Genomic DNA, 20,295 nt, shown 5'->3' on the forward strand with positions numbered 1-20,295 from the left:
TTTGAGATAAGAGTTAGCCATTCCTTTAATTAGCTGTATTGGTTCTTTTAAATATTTACAATCCCATTTTTTGATCTGGTGATTATAGCGTGGAATCATCGATTATATCGTTAGATCTCATTGGAAAACAATATAGTCAAGGATAAAAACAACTAACCTTACACTAAGCTCTCGTATTAAGTAGTTACTGATAAAACTATTGTCTTCTTTAAGTCAGAAGAGATGTAAAATAAGGTTATCAGCACCTTTATTGAATGAGAATATTGTCATTAATAAAATGGTTGGAGCCAATACACATTTGACAAGTTTCATTCATGCCTTAGGTTGAGATTAATAATTTTTCTGACTGAGACAGTGTAATTTCAGTCTAATAACACTCAATAATTTATATTGTTTTTTACTTGTTAATAAGAGATAAGTGTATAATTAATTTTTTAACTTTGGGGGCGTCATTGAAATCAATTATCATATATATCCAGTTGCTAATAGGCTTGTTTTTTTATCCAATGATATTAATGGCAGATAATAATGAGGAATTTATGAGTGTTAATACTATACACAGTATCGAATTTTATTACTCAGGGAAAGATTGTGCGCATTTAACCGTCTCTGGATATATGGTTGGTCATAATCATGGCTTGCCTACATCACCTCTAATAAAAACACTTAATGATGAACACTGTGTTATTGACGGCATATTTTTTAATATGCCAGGTATATGGAAAATTAAAGTAAGTAGAAAAGATGAAACTGTCAAAGCTCTTTCTTTTGTTGCTAAGTAGTTGTTTGTTGTTTGTTTGTGCCTTATGTTTCTATCTTAATAAAGGTGAAGTATATTTTACATCACATGAATATAACTTGTTAAGTCAGTCTTTACTTGACCCTAGATTACGTGATCCTGATAGCTTGGATCAATCTACGCTTGATTTAAAGGTGATAGAGTTAGGGGAAAAGCTTTTTAATGACAATAGGTTAAGCAAAAACAAAGAGGTAAGTTGTGCAAAATGTCATGTGCCAAATAGAAATTTTCAAGATGTAAACCGTATGTCTGAAAAAATTAATTCGGATTCTATTCGTGCATTAAGCTTACGAGGTGTTAAGGACCAGTATTGGTTTTTTTGGGATGGAAGAGTTGATTCTTTATGGTCACAAGCACTAGAAGCACTGGAAAATGATCATGGGCTAAAAAAAAATGAAATATTAGAATACGTATGTACCACTTACAAGGGTAAGTATACTTTAGAACTCGAATTATGTGATAACGAAAAAAGCGATGACCAATTAATTGTCGCTATCGGTCGTACAATTGAAGCCTATGTTTCAAGTATAAACCACTATTGGACACGGTTTGATGAATTTGTATATCAATATATCATGAAAGATAAAGTGATTGTTGGGCTCCTTTCTGAACAAGAGATCGCAGGTGCTAAGCTCTTTTTTGATTCTCAGAAAACAGGCTGTATAGATTGCCATAGTGGCTATAGGTTCACTAATGGAGGTTTTTATGCGATTGGAACAGGTAAAACACCTAATTATGACCGGCAAACTGGAGGCCAAAAATATAAAATAAATAACTATAAATGTCAAAATTGGCAGGAGTCATCATCTTGTATATATACAAAATATGCAAGGATTGAAGGAGCAGATTTAAAAGGAGCCTTCAAGGTTCCATCATTACGCAATTTAAAAGACAGTCCAGCGTTTATGCATGATGGGCGGTTTGGGAAATTAGAAGAAGTGATTGACTACTATATAAACCCTTATAGTTACCCATTGACACATACTGATATTAGGCCATTAAGATTAATGCCTCATGAAAGACAACAATTACTCGCTTTTTTAAAGGTTTTAAATGAAGAATATTATACAAGTACTAAAAAATATTAAATATTTAATTGTCACATTATTGATGTTGATGCCCACGATATCATTTGCTCATGTTCAGTGGTTTGTTTCACCTGAAGAGATGAAACAAGTTTCTTTTAAGTTCGATTGGCTTTATTACACTATTACTCTAACGGTTCTTACATTTGCTTTTTTAGCAATACTTATAACTCGGTCAAGCTATAAAAACAAGTTGTTGAATTATTTTATATCTTGCTATTCAGAAGACAGTAAAAATTTATATACTACAGTCTTTTCGCTTTGTACTGTGCTATTTTTTTTACTAATGCTAATTAAAGGTGGTTTTATCGCACCTAATTTAAATTTACCCACCAAGTGGATAGGTGTAGGTGTGTTTTTGCAAGCGATGATAGTTTTATTAGCATGTGTTAGTATAAGTTTATCTGGCTTCGCGGTGCTAGTGTCAACTTTGTTTATGATGATGCATATTCCTTTATTTATTAGCATAAATTATGCGTTTGAGTTTTTAGCCGTGGGAACGTTTATGTTTTTAACCGGGCATTATTTATCTAATGTAGATCGCATCGTTGTAAAAAAATTACAGTTAGATAAGAAAAAAATGTGGTGCGCAGCGGTTACAGTGCTCAGAATCGGTATTGGCTTACAACTTATTATACTTGCATTTACAGAAAAGCTAGTCTACCCTGGCTTAGCCTTAGTTTTCGTTGAAATGTTTCCATTCTATAATTTCTTCCCATCTATCGGGTTTGAGATGATGACAGATCTACACTTTGTATTTTTTATAGGCTTTTGTGAATTAATACTTGGTATACTATTAATATTTGGAGTGGCGAATAGATTGGTAATGATAATGTTAACCTGTGCATTTGTCACTACGGCTGTAATCCATGGAGCACATGAAATAGAAGGACATTTACCTATATTTGGAGCAGCTTTTGTCCTACTTTTTGAACTATGTAATAAGACTAATATTAGTAAAGAGAGTAAGTGTGTTAGGTTATTTTATAATTAGCCCTGGAGTTGTATAAGAACTGTTTTTAAGCCGAGTAATTATACCAATCGTAGTAAATAATTGCTCACCCTAGCTTGTTAAAATGCTCGATAACTGCGTTAGAATTTTTGATTGTAGAATAACTACTTATCGAAAAATTCTGCCTTGTTCTCAAGCCTTTTTCCTGCGCTATTTTTGATCACTTATTTATTGTGATTGGTATTATAATGGTCGGTTTTTATATAACCGAACAAAGGTGGCATGCGCGGTATTTTCTATTTGTGACAGGTTTCGTACATAATTCGGATATAAAGTTAAGCTGCCTGAATTTGTGTGATTCAGGCATACTGCGTATTAACATGAAGGAGATCGGGTAATAACATTTATGGAGATCAGTTTTCTCCGGCGTCATAGAACCTTCTTTAAACTACATTTACTGAGCTCTTTCCGTCAACTGACTACAGACTTTTCTCATTGATTCTCCCGCTAAGTTCACTTTGATGCTTCCGTGAACGAGACGGTCTAAGATTGCATCTGCATGAGTAGTAACTCCGATCATCCTATGCAATTCTTCTATTGGAAGCTGACTGATGAACAAGATTGAACTTTTTTGATAGTGCTGATCGATGATCTCCAGTAAACAACTCGCTGATTGGCAGCAAGTGGCTCTAGCCCCAGTCATCGGTGATGAGGAGCGAGCTCTTTGCAAGCTTTCCGGGAAGCTTAGGATAAATGCCATCAGCATGGCTTTGATAACACTCTTCTAAGAGGTTCTTTAGTCGGAAGTAGTAAACGCTATGGCCTTGTCGGCAGAGATATCTACCTAGAGCACAAGCTAAGTAAGTTTTTCCACATCCTGTCGCTCCTGTAAGAAGGATTTTTGTTTCCTGCTTAACCATTGACCACTTGCCAAGTTTTGTATCACGGATTTCTTTAGCCCTCTTACTGAGCGGTGATCCAGTTCTTCTAACTCACCATGAAGCCTGAAGTACGCCTGCTTAAGCAGGCGCGCGATCCTTTTATTCTCTCTGTGTCAGTTCTTCATCTAACAGTAAGCTAAGCCGTAAGTACTAGGGAGTTCATTTTGTTGCTCTAGAACGCTTTTCACGCCCGAGAGCTTCAGTTGATTATGTATGGCTTGCATATCGATTTCCTGTGCTTAGTGATAGTACTGACTGCCTCGTACGTTTCAGTGTTCTAGATCCGCTAGATGATCTGAAGCCGGTTGAGGGAGAGGCTGCTAGTCGAGTCTTTTCTCTAAGATGGATTTAATCCCTTTGAGTCGATAGACACTGGTCGCTAACGCGTCATTCAGTTGGTGATAACCGTAAGGTTCATGTAGTTGCATTAACCCCATAAGATAACGATATGTTTGGGTCAGATGCTCTTTACTATCAAGGATATGCATCATCAGTTCTTCTGTCGAATCATCACTTACTGCCACTCATTTTAAGAAGCGTTCCGGTGTTCATTGTGCGTACTGACGGTGATTTTCTGGCATGTGTTTTTCTAATGTACTGTAACCGAAATGCCTTTTTCTTGGGTGGCTAGAGACAAGTTGACCGTTATGGAAAAGCGTGGCCAGTTCACCGCTTATATGTACCTCTAACTGCTCTTGCAGTAAGCGATATGGTACTGAGTAGTGATGCCCTGGAAGCTCTACATGATAGTCCATATGAACGCGCACCTTTTTTACGTAGGTGTATTGATACGCTTGTTGTGGGAGCGCGTTAAGCACAGGTTTATCGAGCTGGGTGAATAGTTCGTATCGAGAGCTCTTTAGCTTCTGCATCGGTCTTTGATTGAGTTCGACCAAGAGCTCCATAATACGGTAGTTGAGCGAACTTAGGCTGAAGAACGTTTCATGACGGAGCTTAGCCATTATCCACCTCCCTACGACTTGGACGGCAGTTTCTACCTTTGCTTTATCCTAGGTTTTCTTGGTCTTGCTGGCATCACAGCGACACCATAATGTGCCAACATCTGTTGGTAGGTAGGATTAATAGCGGGGTCATACCGACACTCTCTTGTTGTACTGCATTTTAAGTTATCAGGAACCACGATTTCGGGGAGGGGGAGCCTTCTAGGTAGTCAACATGACTCATGACCCAGTCTTCAATCCCTTGCGACCAAGTGGCTTCGGCATAGGTGTAACTTGAAGCTCCCATCGTTGCCACGAAGATTTGAGCCGTTCTTACTTCTCCACTATCAGGATCGACAACGTCCAGAGTAATCAATAAATAGCTTTCCACCAGCCCTATGAACCTGTGAACCTGACGCATCGAAAGCGACATGGTTTTGCTCCAAGCCTTGTAAGCTTTTTCAGTGTTTTAATCACTACGTATGTGAGTATTGTAATTTATAAAGCTTAGCGCCCCTCCTAGCGACGGCTTAACACTATTTATGGCTGTTTCTTATAGTAAACGCTTCCACTCGTTTTGTGTTTCTTTATTAATCGAGAAAGTGATTGAACCAAAGCCGATTACGGCTTTCCAGCTAGTTGTTTTATAATGAGGTTTAGACATAAGGCTACGAGTATTAGCTGATTTAGCCGTTTAAATCTTAACTTCTTGATTTAATTACATCGAATTACCAACAAAGCAATTTTGTAGATTATAATATTAGTTCAACCAAGCAAAATATGGTGGAAAAGTAACTGTATTCTGTATAACTAATCATAGTTGGAAAGTGACTATATGAATGATTCAATTTGTGATGATTTGTAAAGTTACTTTTATTGTTTTAAATTAATTTTAATTAAACTGTTTTCTATTAAGGAATAAATACTAGATCGATGTAATCTTTATATGAATCAATTAGTTTTGGGTTTCTTATAATTTGTTGTTATTGTCGAATGACCAGAGCGTGATTTATGTAACCTGTTTAATTTATACCTTCATATCAGAGTAAATAGGTTGGTATTAATAGTAAATGCCAACCTATGTATCAAAACTATTATCTATATTGATTTAGATATGCGATCTAAATCATAATTATTGAGGATTGAGGCCTAGTTTTTGTAGCACTAACTTAAAGTTTGCACGGCGCTCTTCGACATTATGAACAGGACCTGTATCACAAGCTAAAGCCGGACATCCGCGGTTAACTATGCCTGATACATCATCAATAAATTGATTGCCTTTCATACCATTGTTTACGTAACCCTTGAGTTCATCGTAGTAATTCCAACCACCGTATTGACCGCTTTCATCAGGGTAAGCTTGTACTGATGTTACCCAGTAAAACAATCCAGCAATCCATTTAATCTCTCGGTTTTCTTCTGAGCTACAAATCAAACCAGGATTAGAACAAAAATCTAACCCAGCATATAACGGATTTTCTGGTGGTGCTTCTACTACTACACCATCAATTGTTTTACCGATCGTATCAGGATCTACATGTGAACGTCCCATGTAGTGGTTAAGCGTGCCAAAGTTTTGGCGTCCTGTGGTCTGAATAACGCCACGGCCCCACCAACCACAACCTTGAACACTTTCTTGACTACTACCATCCCAGATGAACTTACCAGCCAGTTGACCCTCATAGACTTTACATTCATCTCGCTCCCAAACTTGTTTAGAGGTGTCGATGGCCTCAGGGACATCGTTACAATGACCTTCGTTAGACCAACGGCCAGCGTGACCATTAACAAGCAAACCACGTTCTTCTAGAACTGAATCTGGAGCTGCAAATACCGGGGCTGGAGCTCCATACCATTTTGCATGAGTTAAAGCACTGACTTCCATTCTGTCATCACGTGGGCACGATAGCGCATGATCCCGCCCTGTTATAGGGTTAAAACCATAATCCGCATACTTTTGGTCTAGTTGACCACAACTTGCTGACATTGGGTAATCAGTAGGTGCTCCCCAGCGTGTTTCAGACCAGTTATTCTCATCACATGCATTGTAACGTATAGTTTCCTGCATACTTTGTGCTAAGAAGGCTGCAATAGCAACTTTTGCATATTTAATGTTAGTTTCTTCATCAGTTTGATCGTCGATCAACCAGAACTTGTTACCGGCAACACCAATGTTATGCATGGCATTTAAGCCATCTAAAAAATCAGACCACTTGTAGACAGTAGAAGGTATCCATTCTGATTGGGGAGTCTCAAATAAGAACGCTTCGTTGTTCATGACGCTGGTTGCTTCAATTAGATCTTGATTCAGTTTTTCGATGGTAGTCAGCGGACCTTCATGTACGTCATTTCCATCGTAATAGAGTGGGATTTGTGAACTCTGATAACGTTCAATTCTTTCTTGAAGCTCTGTAGATTCACTGTCGAATAACACGGCGAATACATTGCTATAAGCCGCTTTACGAAGGTTACTTTCTCCGATGGTGTTACCCATGAAATAGTAAGTAGCTTCTTGAGTGGGAATTGGAGCTAGTATTGCCGGTGCCTTTACATAATCAGTTATTTGTTTAATGTATTCTAACGTATTGTGCCATTGAGTATCAGTTAGGACTGGCGTTTCAGTACCTTTGGAAAACGCTAAAAAGTTTGCCTCGATAAATTGTTCTGATTTGTAAATCTCAAGCTTATCTAGAACGTTCGCAGTTAAGCCTGACGCATTGTCCCATATTGATTGTCTACCAGAGTACGAGTCATATGCGAAGTCACCAATATTTAATGACCAGCCAAATGTTGCTTGAGGAGCGAGAGTTGACACCACTAAGTTGTGTGCAAGAGCCCAACCTTTGATGTTGTCACTTAATAAATTGACCTTATCAAAGTCCAAAGTTGCGCCCGTTTGAAGAGCTGCTTGAAGTAGGGCTTTTTTAACAGGCACAACACCGAGTGATGCACCCATATCAGCACCAACATTACTTAAGATCTCACCATTAAGTACAATTGAGGTAGTTCCGACATTTTGAGTCTGTTTAATTAATGATATGAAAGCACTTACTACGTGGTCATAACTTGTGATCTCATCAAGTCCAACAGTATTAATTGTGGTGACAACATGATTCGAAGATGAAGGTGAAAGTACTACAAGCTTGTTTGGCCAGCCGTCGACTTCTAGTCTTAAAGGATCAAGAGGGTTAGGAAGTGAGAAAAGGGGAGCGGTTCCTGGAGCAGTACCGTCACAATTTAAGTGATGACTCCAAGAGTCATCACTTCCCGGTATGGATGGAGTATAATAGTTTGCAGAGTAGGCAATGTTTTGGTGAACCATGATATCTCCTTTAAGTGCATGGTCGCCCCTTGTCCAGTTCGGATAAACATTGAACTCTTGACATAGTTCTCCTGGTGCGTGAGGTACGTCAGGTACATCAGGTACGTCAGGTACATCAGGTACATCAGGTACGTCAGGTACATCAGGTACGTCAGGTACATCAGGTACGTCAGGTACGTCAGGTACATCAGGTACGTCAGGTACGTCAGGTACGTCAGGTACATCAGGTACGTCAGGTACGTCAGGTACGTCAGGTACGTCAGTTGGACAAGCTACTTTATCCCAAAACCATGAAGTCGACGTTGGGGTTTCCCAAATTCCTGGGTTATTTTTAGCAATAAAACATTCGTTATTGTACATAACTGTATCACCATTGTTGACCGCAGTTGTACCAGGGACAAAAATAATCACATTGCTTGGAACATCAGGAACATCAGGAACATCAGGAACATCAGGAACATCAGGAACATCAGGAACATCAGTTGGACAGCCGACTTTATCCCAAAACCATGAAGTCGATGTTGGAGTTTCCCAAACTCCAGGGCTGTTTTTAGCGATAAAACATTCACCATTATACATTACCATATCACCATTATTGACCGTCGTTTTGCCAGGGACAAAAATAATTACATTGCTTGGTGTTTCTGGTGTTTCTGGTGTTTCTGGTGGATGAGGGACTAACTGATCTACCATTTTCCAAGGGCTGTCCCATTCATTAGCGTAATTATTTGTTGGACTTTGACCAGGGTTTACCCACCATTTAGCTTCATATACCTTCCCGTTAATTGATACTTGCTGTCCGCTAGTGTAGGACTTGCTTGGTTCATAATTTTCAGCTGAATAAATATAACTACTAAAAATAACAGTTGATACAGCAAAAGCTAATTTAGTTAATTTTCTCATACCTCATTGCCTTATTACGTTTTCTATTTGTTAATACAGTAAGTCTTCAAAGGTTATAGGTTTTTACCTAGATGACCCGAAAAATTCTACACAACAACATTTTAGTAATACTTAAAATTAACTAAAATCGACCATATTATTGGTAATTTATCAAATAAATTGCTCTTTTTAGTTTTTTTTACGCTTAGATCTTGATAATAGCTATGCCAGTTAAGGTTTTTGTTGATTTGTTGAAGGGGTGTGCGTGTGGCGATAAAGAGGATGACCAAAAGAGAGTTTATTGAAAGGTCAAAGCGAAAGTGGGGGGATAAGTATGGTTATGACAAAGTAGATTATATAAATAGTAGAACTTCGTTGAAGCTATTTTGCAATAAACATCAAGTGTACTTCAAACAAACACCCAAAGCGCATTTTATGGCAAAGCGAGAGTGTTGCCCATTATGTTATAAAGAGATATCAGGATTATATCAAAATTTATGGAGAAGTAACAAAGGTAATGTTGAAGAATATAGTAGTTTGGAAATAATTAACAAAAAGATTAATACTATATTTAGTTGACTTTAAAGAATGTTATATTTATTTTATAATTTGTGGCTTTTATTGTCGGTGTCTATGACTATAAACATCGAACATGGTTATTTTATATGAGTTTAATAAATGGGCTATATTACTAGTGAAAAAATTAACGATTAAGTCTACCTTGTTGTTTTTGTTTCAAATTAATTTCAGTGACAACTAAGTAACAAAGTTTGTTCAATACGGGCAATTATGCGATAGATTGGTTTTCCTAGTAACTTTATGGTGGCTATTATAACTATCGTATAATTGATAAAAGATAAAAATTAATCTCTTCGGTATTTAAAATGTATATGCGAAAGATACTACTTGTTTGCTCTTTGGGTTCATCCTTAGTTGCTTGCTATTCGGATGATAATGATTCGGTCACACATCCACAAAGTCCTCCCTCTATCGATGGGATTGTAGATATCGCTTTAGAAAAAGGCGATGCGAAAAATATATCAACTGATGATATTTTTAATCGATTAATTAATGAGAAAAAGGTACTCAACACACAGTGTAAAGAAATACTCACGCAATTTCCTAACCGCGACAAAACCGATGGAACGATAGACAAAACGGACGCAATATTACTCTTTGATGAAACGTGGATTCCTATCTTAGCTGATAAAACTACGCATGAAACCTATATGGCTGTAAAAGAATATCCTAATGGTTCGAGAGTTGTGGTTAGTACCGTCGCTGCCTTTGTTGCTCCTTCCGCAGGAGAATACATATCTGGAGGTATTGGTGTGAACGTGATCGATTGGTTAAGAGGAGCAAGCTCAAGCGATGACTTGAAAATTGTTTATAATCAGGGTTCGGGTTGGGATTATCGACAATCTTTATTTCATGGGATTAAATCGTACTTAGATTCACACGACTACCCTTATCAACGTGCCGATTTTATTAGTAGTATTACGCCTGACACAATAAAAGATCACCCTGACACATTAATATTTACTGGTGAACCCAGTCCAGATGTAATAGATGCACTAGAAAGCTCAAAGCAACCCGTTGCTATGTACATTCATTTGTTTAACCCGGTATACGGAGGCAAAAAAGTCGGGCTGCCGATGCACTTAGCAGGTTGGGGACCAAAAAACGTTAGTAATTTCGAGGCGACAGATTTAGATAGCAATTGTTTATCTGGATCATTTGTTAGTGAATCATTTTCTCTAGTCGAAAAGCTTCATCAGTCAAAGATAAAATTTCCATTCCCTGAAGGAAGTTGTCCAAATAATCAAAATAACAATTGGACATGGGGAAATACGAGTTACCCAGGCTATGGCTGTAATGGTGCTCCACCAACTCCAACGTTGGAAAATGAATTTGGAAACGGTAATTTTGAGAGTGATTTCATTAAACCCGTACAAATTCTGACAGCAATGAACTATTATCACAATGTCCGCAATATTGATATATTCGAACAAAGTCGATACAAGTGGGTGAAACTGCTACACTTAATGGCTGACAAGTATAGAGATCAACTAAGATTCCCACTTGATAAAGCTAAGGGGGATATCTTTTTCTATCGTGGTTTGTTTGCCGATAATATGGTGAGTTATGCTAGATCGAGTAACTCTGTGCAAACGGATATGGGGAGGTTTTTAGGTGCAGATATGAATATTGAGGGGGCTTATGCCACAAATCAAGAGATTCATAATCTTCCCGCTAAAATAGTTGATAAAGTGGTTACTTCCAAACCGTATGATATGGTTACTGCCAGCTGTCTTTATGCTTTACCTGGTAAAGAAATCACGGTTGAGAGGAAAGATAACAATAAAGCGGATAAATTTTACTTCCAATTTAATATTAACCGACCAAATACGTACGAAATAGAAAGAGATGATGGTTATGACAAGCCACAAACATTAAGATCTCCTCGTTTTTATTTAGAGCCAGGGCAGGTGTATACTTATTCTACACCTTATGGTGGCCCAATTTACTTTAACTCTCAAGGGGAAAACTCATCGAACGTGACTTTCAACAATGTTGCTGAGCACCCTTGTTTAGATTTGTCCGTAGCTCAAGGCAACGACATTGAAGAATTCTGGGAGCTCGCAACAAAAGAAAAAGGCAGATTTAGTTGGATTGACATTAAGCACGATGGCTTTGAATTACATAGTCTTTCTAAGCGTTTAGTCAACACTATTGAACATAGCTACGATGGCAATATTGATGATTTTACGCAACGAATTGATAAATACCTGATTAAAACTAATCTCGAATTGATCGGTTTGCATGGTAACTCTTTGAATGCATTGTCTATCAGCGTACGTGATTTTTGTTCAGTTTTTTCAATAGATTGTGATAGTAGTTATGTTAATTACAACCCAATTCCTTCACATTTTAACGCAGATAGTTCATCTGTTTGCGGTAATGCTTGTGCTGGAAACCCAGTGGATATGGAGATCCCGTTTGATCCTAGATCGCAATTGATTTCTCATGAAATAGGCCACAGATTGGTTCCAGGTCGAATGCTAACTCCAAGCGGTGGTGAAACCGGTAACCTACTTATTATTTTGCGTAGTTCTTGGGCTGAAGCCAAAGAAATGGGGTGGAGTACGTTCAGTGGTTGGGACCAGCTAAGAATTAACTTTTATGATTCCTATCAATACCTACTAACTAGACAAAATGAAACTCCTGGGCAAAATCCTCTTTGGGTCAATAATGTTTTATTTTATGCGCAATTATTGTATACCGCTGATGACGTTGAAAATGATGTTTGGGACTTTTATACAAAAATGTTTATACTGACAAGGTATTTTGATCATGTTGCTAAGGATGAAAATGAGTGGCAAAGAGTTCGTTCTAATTTCCACTTGGATAGTTATGAACTGGATGACCTCCAAAAGATGAGCTCAATAGACTTTATGATTTATGCTTCTAACCTTATCACCAAAAAAGACTATAGAAAATTCTTTGCAGCTTGGGGGTTAGCACCGACGAGTAAAATGGATGTCATGTTGGATTCTTTAACTTATAATAAAGTTCAACAAGCAGTATTTTATACAGCACCTTGGCAGCAAGATAATTGTATATGGGGGGCTGATTGTATTACTTGGCCTGTAGACAACCCAACAGAAACGATAATTATCGGTGATCCTTTAGAAAAGAAACCTTAGATTGATTAATCAGTTAGATAAACGGTTTCATAAAGTTACACATTTGTTTTAATGAATTTTAAGGCCTAGTTCCGAGATCTCAATGGAGCTAGGCTTTTTATATTGATTTACTTAATATTGCAGTATTCAACCTACCTATTAATACGATCTATTGAATCGCTTTTATGTTTGAATTCTGATTTTGTTACATTTCTGCTTTTCTAGGAAAAGAAGTTCTGTATCACAACGTTACTTAAAAATTTTCCGAGACACACACTTTGACTGAATTATTAAATATTAAAGTTCTAAAATCAATCGAATTATCATTTTATATGTAAATTAGTGATTTTTTTATTTAATTACCTGAAAAAGTAGAACATAAGGGTTACCCTAATATCTCTATACAAAGTTATGGTATAGATAAATCTAACAATAAACTAAAAATGGTTTGATAAATGAAAAAATCACTTATTGCAATCGCTATATTATCTAGCAGTGCAACAGTAAATGCTGTTGAAATTTACAACTCTGATGAAGGAACTGTAAATTTTTATGGTCAACTACGTACGGAATTGAAATTTTTAGACAACAATGATCATAAAGCAGACTTAAGTTCCGGATCCTCTCGAGCTGGAGTTAATGGTACATATGCACTATCAAACAATATTGACGTCTTAGGTAAAGTGGAATTTGGATTACGTGATAATTCTGATGTTAATGTAAGACAGCATATCTTGGGTTTTAGCAGTCAATACGGCACAGTTAAACTAGGTAAACAGTGGACTATCTCTGACGATGTATATGGTGCGGATTATTCGTATTTCTTTGGTGGTTCTGCGTTAAGATATAGCACTCTAAATGGCGCTTTACATGATTCTCAAGTTAAGTACTCATATGACAGTGACAACTATTGGATCAAAGTTGGTGTCGGTTTAAATGAGAACGAAAAGAACCAAGACTTATATGAAGTTTACACAGGGACTTCTATTGGTGATTTAGACTTACATGCAGGGGTAGGTTTTAATAAAGATTATAATTCAACATCTGACTTGATTGGAACTGTTGCTCCAACGCAAATAAAAAATGAATTTTATCAATTAACGGCCGAATATAATCGTGATGACTTACTAGTAGGCTTTACTTATTTCCACTCTAATTTGTCGACTAATTTAAGCTCTGCAAAAATAAAAGAAAACGGATACTCATTAGCAGGTAAGTATAAAGTTACGGAGAAAACCAGTATTTATACCGGATATGAGCTGACTGCCCACGACTTATCCGGAGTTAACGGGGAGTTTATTGATGATAGTAAAGTAATCTATTTGGGTTCTGAATACAAGTTTGATGATAAATTCAGAACATATGTCGAATATGGATATGGAAATGGAACCACGTTTGGTTACAATAACGATGACAGAATGATTAAGCCTCAGACTGTTGATAGCGTTAATAATTTTGCCGCTGGTGCTAGATTTTACTGGTAAAAGTATAATCTATAGTGTAGCCGCCTATTTTTAGGCGGCTTTATATAAAATAATATGAAAATATTCAGTTACTTTTAGTGTGATTTTTTAGTGAAAAGTAGATTTATATTAAAGTGCACTTCAGTATTAGATAACTTTGGAGAAGTATCATATACTACTATATTCGGTAGTTATGGGGTGTTTTTAGATAACTTTTTTGTAGGAAAAATAATAAACGATACCTTTTATTTGAAATGTGAAGGGCATCTTAAATTGCACTTTATGTGTAGAGGAGTAAAACCTTACTCTTATACTAAACTAGGGAGTACTATCATAACGAATTATTTTCCTGTAGATGTTGAGAATAGCAGTTATTTCTCTTTGCTAATCCAAAGTGTTGTGAGTAATTGTGAAAAAAATATGACTCCTAAGCGTGTTAGGATTAGAGATCTTCCTAACTTGAGAGTATCTACTGAACGTCTCTTACGTAAAGCAGGTATCAATAGTGTCGAGTCACTCAAATGTATGGGATCTTTATCAGCATGTATTGCTATCTATCAAAGTCAAAATATTAAAGTAAGCTCACAATTTCTGTTTTCTTTGGAAGGTGCTATAGTCGGTTGTCATTGGTCAGTTGTACCAAAACTAAGACAAGAAGAGCTGTGGAATGGTTTTCATTCAGCGATTATACAAGTCGATGGTATTTGAATGTTTAGTTAAAGTTCATGATTTTTCCAATATAGAGTTAGGCTAGTTTGCGTGATTTGATAAGTTAGATAGACACAATATTTTGGCCAAGGTAAAAAAGAAAGTTTCTCCGTGGATATTTATCGTTCTTATCTATTCTTATTTTTATAATCTTGAACAAGTTAAAATATATTATAAATAAATTTCATCCAGAGTGAAGGGTATTAAAAATTCGATTTCCCGTAAAGTGGCGATAAATAAGTTACTGAATTATATTAATGTTCTTGTGTATATTGTGTTTATCCAAAAATAAAGATCGATTATATTACGAACATTTGTTTTGTTATAATTAGATTTCTATATTGTACACTAAAGTTTTAATATAAGTGTCCAAGTCTTACGTTAGTACGTTATTTCTTACGATCTTTGTAACAAAAACTTGTTGCTTATAAACCCTATGCTACTAGCAACATAGGGTTGTATTCAGTTATTGGGAGCGTAGCCGCTAACTAAAGTGCTGATTTAAGCTCTGTGAGGAATCGAGCGATGTCTTCGCTAGAGATATCACGGTGTGTCACAAAGCGGATTGGTTTGCTTGGTGTAATCGTGATCTCTTTTGTTGCCAGTTTATTTGCGATTGCAGTGATATCGACACTGTCATCTAGCTTGGCGAATACGATGTTAGTTTGAACAAAGTCGGTGTTTACAGAGAAGCCTGGCAGTTCGCTAAGGCCAATTGCGAGATCTTTTGCATTTTTGTGGTCGGTTTTCAGTTGCGCCACGTTTTCTGTAAGCGCCATTTTACCTGCTGCCGCCAAGATACCGGCTTGACGCATACCACCACCCACCATTTTTCTTAGGCGACGTGCTTTAGCGATATACTCTTTGCTGCCTAGAAGTAGTGATCCAACCGGAGCACCTAGACCTTTAGATAAACAGATGGTCATTGAGTCAAAGTGTTGAGCGATCTCTTTAACAGGGACATCTAATGCTACCGCTGCGTTGTAAACACGAGCACCATCTAAATGCAGTTTTAAACCGTGCTTGTTGGTAAACTCACGAGCTTCTACCAAGTAGGAGAGTGGTAACACTTTACCGTTGATGGTGTTTTCTAAGCTCAAAAGTGTTGTGCGAGCGAAGTGGCTGTCGTCAGGTTTGATTGCACTTTCGAGTTTGCGAAAGTCTAGAGTACCGTCTGGGTTGTTCTCGATCGGCTGTGGCTGAATTGAACCGAGAACTGCGGCACCTCCCGCTTCATATTTATAGTTGTGAGCTTGCTGCCCACACAAGTATTCATCACCGCGGCCACAATGTGCCATCAATCCAAGAAGGTTGGCTTGCGTGCCCGATGAAGTGAACATGGCGGCTTCAAAACCTGCCTCTTCGGCGGCCCACTGTTCTAAGTCATTTACAGTCGGGTCATCACCGTAAACATCGTCGCCAACTTCTGCATTAGCCATAACTTGGCGCATAGCCTGACTTGGTTTGGTGACGGTATCAGAACGAAAGTCCATATTTCTCTCCTATAGGTAGCCGCAAAGTTGGGCTTTACTTAAACACGCGATAGTTTTGGTATCGGTAATTTGATCGTTACGAATTTTTTGTTGAAGCTCTTCAACAGTCAGTTCGAGCACTTCAATCACTTCGTCATCATCACAGCTAAAGCGTGTGGTCAGGTTGAGCTCTGATGCGACGAATAGATGCTGGATCTCATCACAGAAACCAGCGAGTGGAGTCACTTGCCCCAAACTCTGAAATTGATCAGCACTATAACCAGTCTCTTCTTCGAGTTCTCGCTTCGCACAATCTAAAGGTGTTTCACCTTGTTCCATCGTGCCTGCTGGGAGCTCTAACAGCCATTTTTTTAACGAAGGTCTAAATTGATTAATGAGAATGACCTTTCCATTGGACGTGATGGGAAGTATGACTGCTGCGCCAGGGTGTTGAATCGTGGTGTGAGTAATTAAGGACCCGGTGGGTAATTTAACATCCTCTTCTATTAATGAGATGCTTTTCCATTTGTGGATTATTGTTTTCATGGAGTGGTAGTCACTTTCCTTGCCAATTGCCGGACATATAAGACGTTGACCACCTTAACGCCAAATATGTCGAAAATAAAAGAAAAATTCTGAATGTGTTTCCTGCAACTCATCACACATTGTGACTCTATTCTCAAAATTGGAATCTTTGATTACAGCAAAATTACCAATCTAACCATCTGATATAAATGCTACTCAACAATAAAATACACTTGTAACAAAGTGCTAACAAATGTATAAAAACATATCTACACTCTTAATTATCTTGAAAGTTTCCGGAGTTTTGCTGTGATGAATCCTTCTGTATCCTCCCATGCTGACAAAGCATTACTCTCCGAACGCATTAACAAGCTTGCCCAAGCCTTATCTGACGGTGTCTATGAACGTGAAGACACCATTAAACTTTGTTTACTTGCTGCGCTTGCAGGCGAAAGTGTTTTCTTGCTTGGTCCTCCGGGTATCGCGAAAAGTTTGATCGCGAAACGTTTAATACAAGCTTTCGATAACAGTAGCTACTTCGAATATTTGATGACGCGCTTCTCAACCCCAGAAGAAGTTTTTGGCCCGTTGAGTATTCAAGAATTGAAAGACAATGGTCGTTACGTGCGTTTAACCGAAGGTTACTTGCCAACAGCTCAGGTTGTTTTCCTTGATGAGATTTGGAAAGCAGGTCCGGCAATCCTTAATACGCTATTGACCGTTGTTAACGAAAAAACCTTTAAAAACGGCAGCGATATCGAACGTGTTCCGATGCGACTGCTGGTTTCGGCATCTAACGAATTACCAGATGAAGACAGCGGCCTAGAGGCACTTTACGACCGTATGTTGGTGCGCGTGTTCGTTAATCGTATCCAGAATAAGCAAAACTTTAAGTCGATGCTAACCACGGGTACACCTCAAGAAGCGACTATTCCACCGGGTCTTGCCATCACAGATATTGAGTATCACCAATGGCAGAAAGAGCTGGATCGTCTAGAGCTTAACGATAACGCTTTCGACAAGCTTTATGAGCTTAAAACCATGCTTGAAGAGACAGTGAAGAAGCAGGGCGGTGTAATGTCAGACTCAGAACTTTACGTGTCTGACCGTCGTTGGAAGAAAGCCGTTAAACTGCTTAAAGCAAGTGCCTTCTTCAGTGGGCGTGATACCGTGAATCCACTTGATATCATGCTACTTCAAGACTGCCTATGGCATAGCCCAGAATCTCGTGACGTGGTTCGTAGTGTCGTTAACGATTTTGCGTTGAACCGAGCGTTTGACCAACAAGAATCGAAACACCAAATTGAGCTAGCACGTGAAGAATTAGAAGAGATTCAAGCGGACGTAGAATCTACGCTGTCTGTGTCTCTTTCGATGGAAACGAGTAGCGGTCTACTGCGTAAAGACATTTACCAGCACGATATCAAAAACGCCAAAATGTACAGCGTAGGTAGTGCCTACAATCTAGTGAAATTGGTGCTGTTGCAAAGCAATATGTCAGTATCTGAGTCTGAAAAGGGCGACAGTCGCTGGGTTTACGTTGCGAAAGACGACTTCGACCGCGTGATCAAAGAAGGTCACGGTGACATCTATGGTTATGTAAATGAAAACAAAAACCTATGTCGCCTGAAGCTGGATTTAGATGCATCCAACCAACTTGTTATCAAAGATATTGCTAACCGTTCAGTGTTAGTGAGCGTCGTGACGTCTGATGGCCTGGACAAAGAGCTATACGACAAATGGTTAACGGGTGCAGAAGCCGCGCTTAAACAACTTCAAGATGCAGAATTTAACCTTAAAAAAGTGCGCTCAGATTTCCATGGCGCGCTACCACATAACTTTATTGACCCTGAATTACCGAAGGCGATGGAGGCAAGCTTGCAATCCATCACTCAAGATCTTGAAACTACACAAGTTAAGAGCAGTAAGATCGTTCAGCGTATCAAGTTCATGAGCCAATACTTCGAGTAAGGGGGGCATTACATGTTAGGAGCAGACGGATTAAATCTGGCTTTAATGGTGGCAGACTCTGGCATCATTGATACTGCAATGAATGACTTATTGGCCCGCTCGCAAGTGATGATGGCGGCGGAGAACAAAGGCGTAAAAACCTCTGTTAAAAACCATTTAGTTAAGTGGCGTGGCAAGGTAAAAAAACGCGTCACCAAAGTCTGCGAAACCGATCGATTCCAACAAGAAATTGCCCTCTACCAAGAGGTGATTCACTGGAATGAAGAGCAGTTTTTTGAAGAGATCGATTCGGTGATCAAAAAGCTGGAGTGGCACTCTGCGTTTTATCTGCAAGCTCGCCGTCTGCTTGAACACAACAAGGGTGTGTACAACGCCATGTTCCCGCATTACTTCTGTGACCAGTGGTATCAAGCCCTGTCTGAAGCGATCAAACAAGCTCAGGTGACTGAGCTTGAAGCAAGCAAAGAGAAAGTGCTTGCAGATCTTTACCAACGTATGGAAACCATGAAAAACATGGACAAAGTGACGGAATCTGGCGACGAAGGCAGTGTAGGGCGATTGTGGGATATGGCGTCGGCTAAGCTGAGTAAAACCGACCTTACTGTAATGAAGCGTCATGCAGAGTTCCTCAACAAGCACAAAGGGCTTCAAGAGATTGCTGAGAAGCTTGGCCGTATGGCCGGGTTAGAAGATGATCCTTCACTGCATAAAGCACCGGTTGAAGAGCTTCAAATGGTGGAAGAGAAAGCCGATGAAGCGGTAGATGATATTGTTGGTATTCACGAAAGTGACGACCTCAATAAGATGCTGCCAAATGAGACCATGTTTTTGGCTTACCCAGAACTAGAAGTTATCTTCTACAAGCATTTAGCTGATAAGCGTTTATTGAGTTACCGCTCTCAAGGTAAATCTCGAACTTTAAGAAAAGTGAAAGCGCAAAAGCCAGATGCTAAGAATGTCGACATCGAAAAAGGGCCGTTTATCGTCTGTGTTGATGCCTCTGGCTCAATGAGCGGATTCCCTGAGCAATCGGCTAAAGCTATGGCTTATGCTCTGATGCAAATTGCTTTGGCGGAAGAGCGCGATTGTTACGTAATTCTGTTCTCTTCAGAGCAAATCACTTATGAGTTAACTCGGCAGGACGGATTGCGTGAAGCGAGTGACTTCTTAAGTTACTCATTCCACGGCGGTACCGATCTAGAGCCTGTGTTAATGAAGTCGATTGATCTTATGATGGGCGATAAGTACAAGAACGCAGATTTGGTTGTGCTTTCTGACTTTATTGCGCCTAAGCAGTCTGATGAGATGATTGCGCAGGTTGAGAAATTGAAACAACACAAGAACCGCTTCCACGCTGTGAGCCTTTCTAAGTACGGCAACCCTCAATTAATGAGTATGTTTGACCACTGTTGGTCGTACCATCCAAGTCTCGTTGGGCGTTTAATGAAAAAATGGTGATGTAAATTGCTGTACGATTTCTGTCTGAATAGGTGGAAGGTGCAGCAATTTGATTTAAATGTCAGCAAACAGAATTTAAATGCACATTTT

The 20,295-nt window shown here is 38.6% G+C and carries 14 protein-coding genes and 1 pseudogene; 9 read left to right on the forward strand and 6 right to left on the reverse strand.

What is annotated here, in order from left to right; all coding sequences use genetic code 11:
- The first annotated feature begins 515 nt into the window (after positions 1-515).
- From AC6I7V_RS19500 to AC6I7V_RS19510, 3 genes are read left to right on the forward strand one after another with little or no spacing between them, the layout of a single operon-like run.
- The gene (locus tag AC6I7V_RS19500) at positions 516-782 is read left to right on the forward strand and encodes a hypothetical protein (protein WP_498011956.1); all 267 of its coding nucleotides are present in this window, start codon (positions 516-518) and stop codon (positions 780-782) included.
- Complete coding sequence (locus AC6I7V_RS19505; protein WP_498011957.1) at positions 745-1,887, forward strand: cytochrome-c peroxidase; 1,143 nt, start codon at positions 745-747, stop codon at positions 1,885-1,887. The genes AC6I7V_RS19500 and AC6I7V_RS19505 overlap by 38 nt, the downstream gene beginning before the upstream one ends.
- The gene (locus AC6I7V_RS19510; protein WP_498011958.1) at positions 1,853-2,878 is read left to right on the forward strand and encodes a hypothetical protein; all 1,026 of its coding nucleotides are present in this window, start codon (positions 1,853-1,855) and stop codon (positions 2,876-2,878) included. The genes AC6I7V_RS19505 and AC6I7V_RS19510 overlap by 35 nt, the downstream gene beginning before the upstream one ends.
- A 412-nt stretch (positions 2,879-3,290) precedes the next feature.
- Here AC6I7V_RS19510 and AC6I7V_RS19515 read toward each other — a convergent pair whose 3' ends face one another.
- The 4 genes and pseudogenes from AC6I7V_RS19515 to AC6I7V_RS19530 form a co-directional block, all read right to left on the reverse strand.
- Positions 3,291-3,602, reverse strand: a complete 312-nt coding sequence (locus AC6I7V_RS19515; RefSeq protein WP_498011959.1) for an ATP-binding protein — start codon at positions 3,600-3,602, stop codon at positions 3,291-3,293.
- On the reverse strand, positions 3,526-3,756 hold the full coding sequence (locus tag AC6I7V_RS19520; RefSeq protein WP_498011960.1) for an ATP-binding protein: 231 nt from the start codon (positions 3,754-3,756) through the stop codon (positions 3,526-3,528). Before AC6I7V_RS19520 ends, AC6I7V_RS19515 begins: the two co-directional genes overlap by 77 nt.
- Positions 3,757-4,046: 290 nt before the next feature.
- Positions 4,047-5,178, reverse strand: a pseudogene (gene istA / locus AC6I7V_RS19525) (IS21 family transposase); the annotation flags it as partial.
- Between the two features lie 672 nt (positions 5,179-5,850).
- Positions 5,851-8,943, reverse strand: coding sequence for a cellulose-binding domain-containing protein (locus tag AC6I7V_RS19530; protein ID WP_498011961.1), 3,093 nt, complete (start codon positions 8,941-8,943; stop codon positions 5,851-5,853).
- Between the two features lie 261 nt (positions 8,944-9,204).
- Here AC6I7V_RS19530 and AC6I7V_RS19535 point away from each other — a divergent pair, with 261 nt between their 5' ends.
- The 4 genes from AC6I7V_RS19535 to AC6I7V_RS19550 all read left to right on the forward strand — a co-directional run bounded on the left by AC6I7V_RS19535 (position 9,205) and on the right by AC6I7V_RS19550 (position 14,779).
- Positions 9,205-9,501: a DUF723 domain-containing protein gene (locus tag AC6I7V_RS19535; RefSeq protein ID WP_498011962.1), complete on the forward strand. Its 297-nt coding sequence runs from the start codon at positions 9,205-9,207 to the stop codon at positions 9,499-9,501.
- Between the two features lie 311 nt (positions 9,502-9,812).
- Complete coding sequence (locus AC6I7V_RS19540) at positions 9,813-12,629, forward strand: ImpA family metalloprotease (protein WP_498011963.1); 2,817 nt, start codon at positions 9,813-9,815, stop codon at positions 12,627-12,629.
- Positions 12,630-13,063: 434 nt separating this feature from the next.
- On the forward strand, positions 13,064-14,092 hold the full coding sequence (locus tag AC6I7V_RS19545; RefSeq protein WP_498011964.1) for a porin: 1,029 nt from the start codon (positions 13,064-13,066) through the stop codon (positions 14,090-14,092).
- Between the two features lie 90 nt (positions 14,093-14,182).
- Entirely contained in the window at positions 14,183-14,779 is a 597-nt protein-coding gene (locus AC6I7V_RS19550) for a TfoX/Sxy family DNA transformation protein (RefSeq protein ID WP_498011965.1), read from the forward strand.
- Positions 14,780-15,267: 488 nt separating this feature from the next.
- Here AC6I7V_RS19550 and ltaE read toward each other — a convergent pair whose 3' ends face one another.
- Positions 15,268-16,272, reverse strand: coding sequence for a low-specificity L-threonine aldolase (gene ltaE, locus AC6I7V_RS19555; protein ID WP_498011966.1), 1,005 nt, complete (start codon positions 16,270-16,272; stop codon positions 15,268-15,270).
- Positions 16,273-16,281: 9 nt separating this feature from the next.
- Complete coding sequence (locus AC6I7V_RS19560) at positions 16,282-16,797, reverse strand: NUDIX hydrolase (RefSeq protein ID WP_255231905.1); 516 nt, start codon at positions 16,795-16,797, stop codon at positions 16,282-16,284.
- 291 nt (positions 16,798-17,088) lie between these two features.
- On the opposite strand from AC6I7V_RS19560, the gene AC6I7V_RS19565 reads away from it, so the two are divergent.
- Positions 17,089-18,747: an ATPase RavA domain-containing protein gene (locus AC6I7V_RS19565; protein WP_255232793.1), complete on the forward strand. Its 1,659-nt coding sequence runs from the start codon at positions 17,089-17,091 to the stop codon at positions 18,745-18,747.
- 12 nt (positions 18,748-18,759) lie between these two features.
- Complete coding sequence (gene viaA / locus AC6I7V_RS19570) at positions 18,760-20,205, forward strand: ATPase RavA stimulator ViaA (RefSeq protein WP_032552636.1); 1,446 nt, start codon at positions 18,760-18,762, stop codon at positions 20,203-20,205.
- Positions 20,206-20,295: the final 90 nt, after the last annotated feature.

It is taken from the genome of Vibrio sp. KUL70, assembly GCF_059725515.1.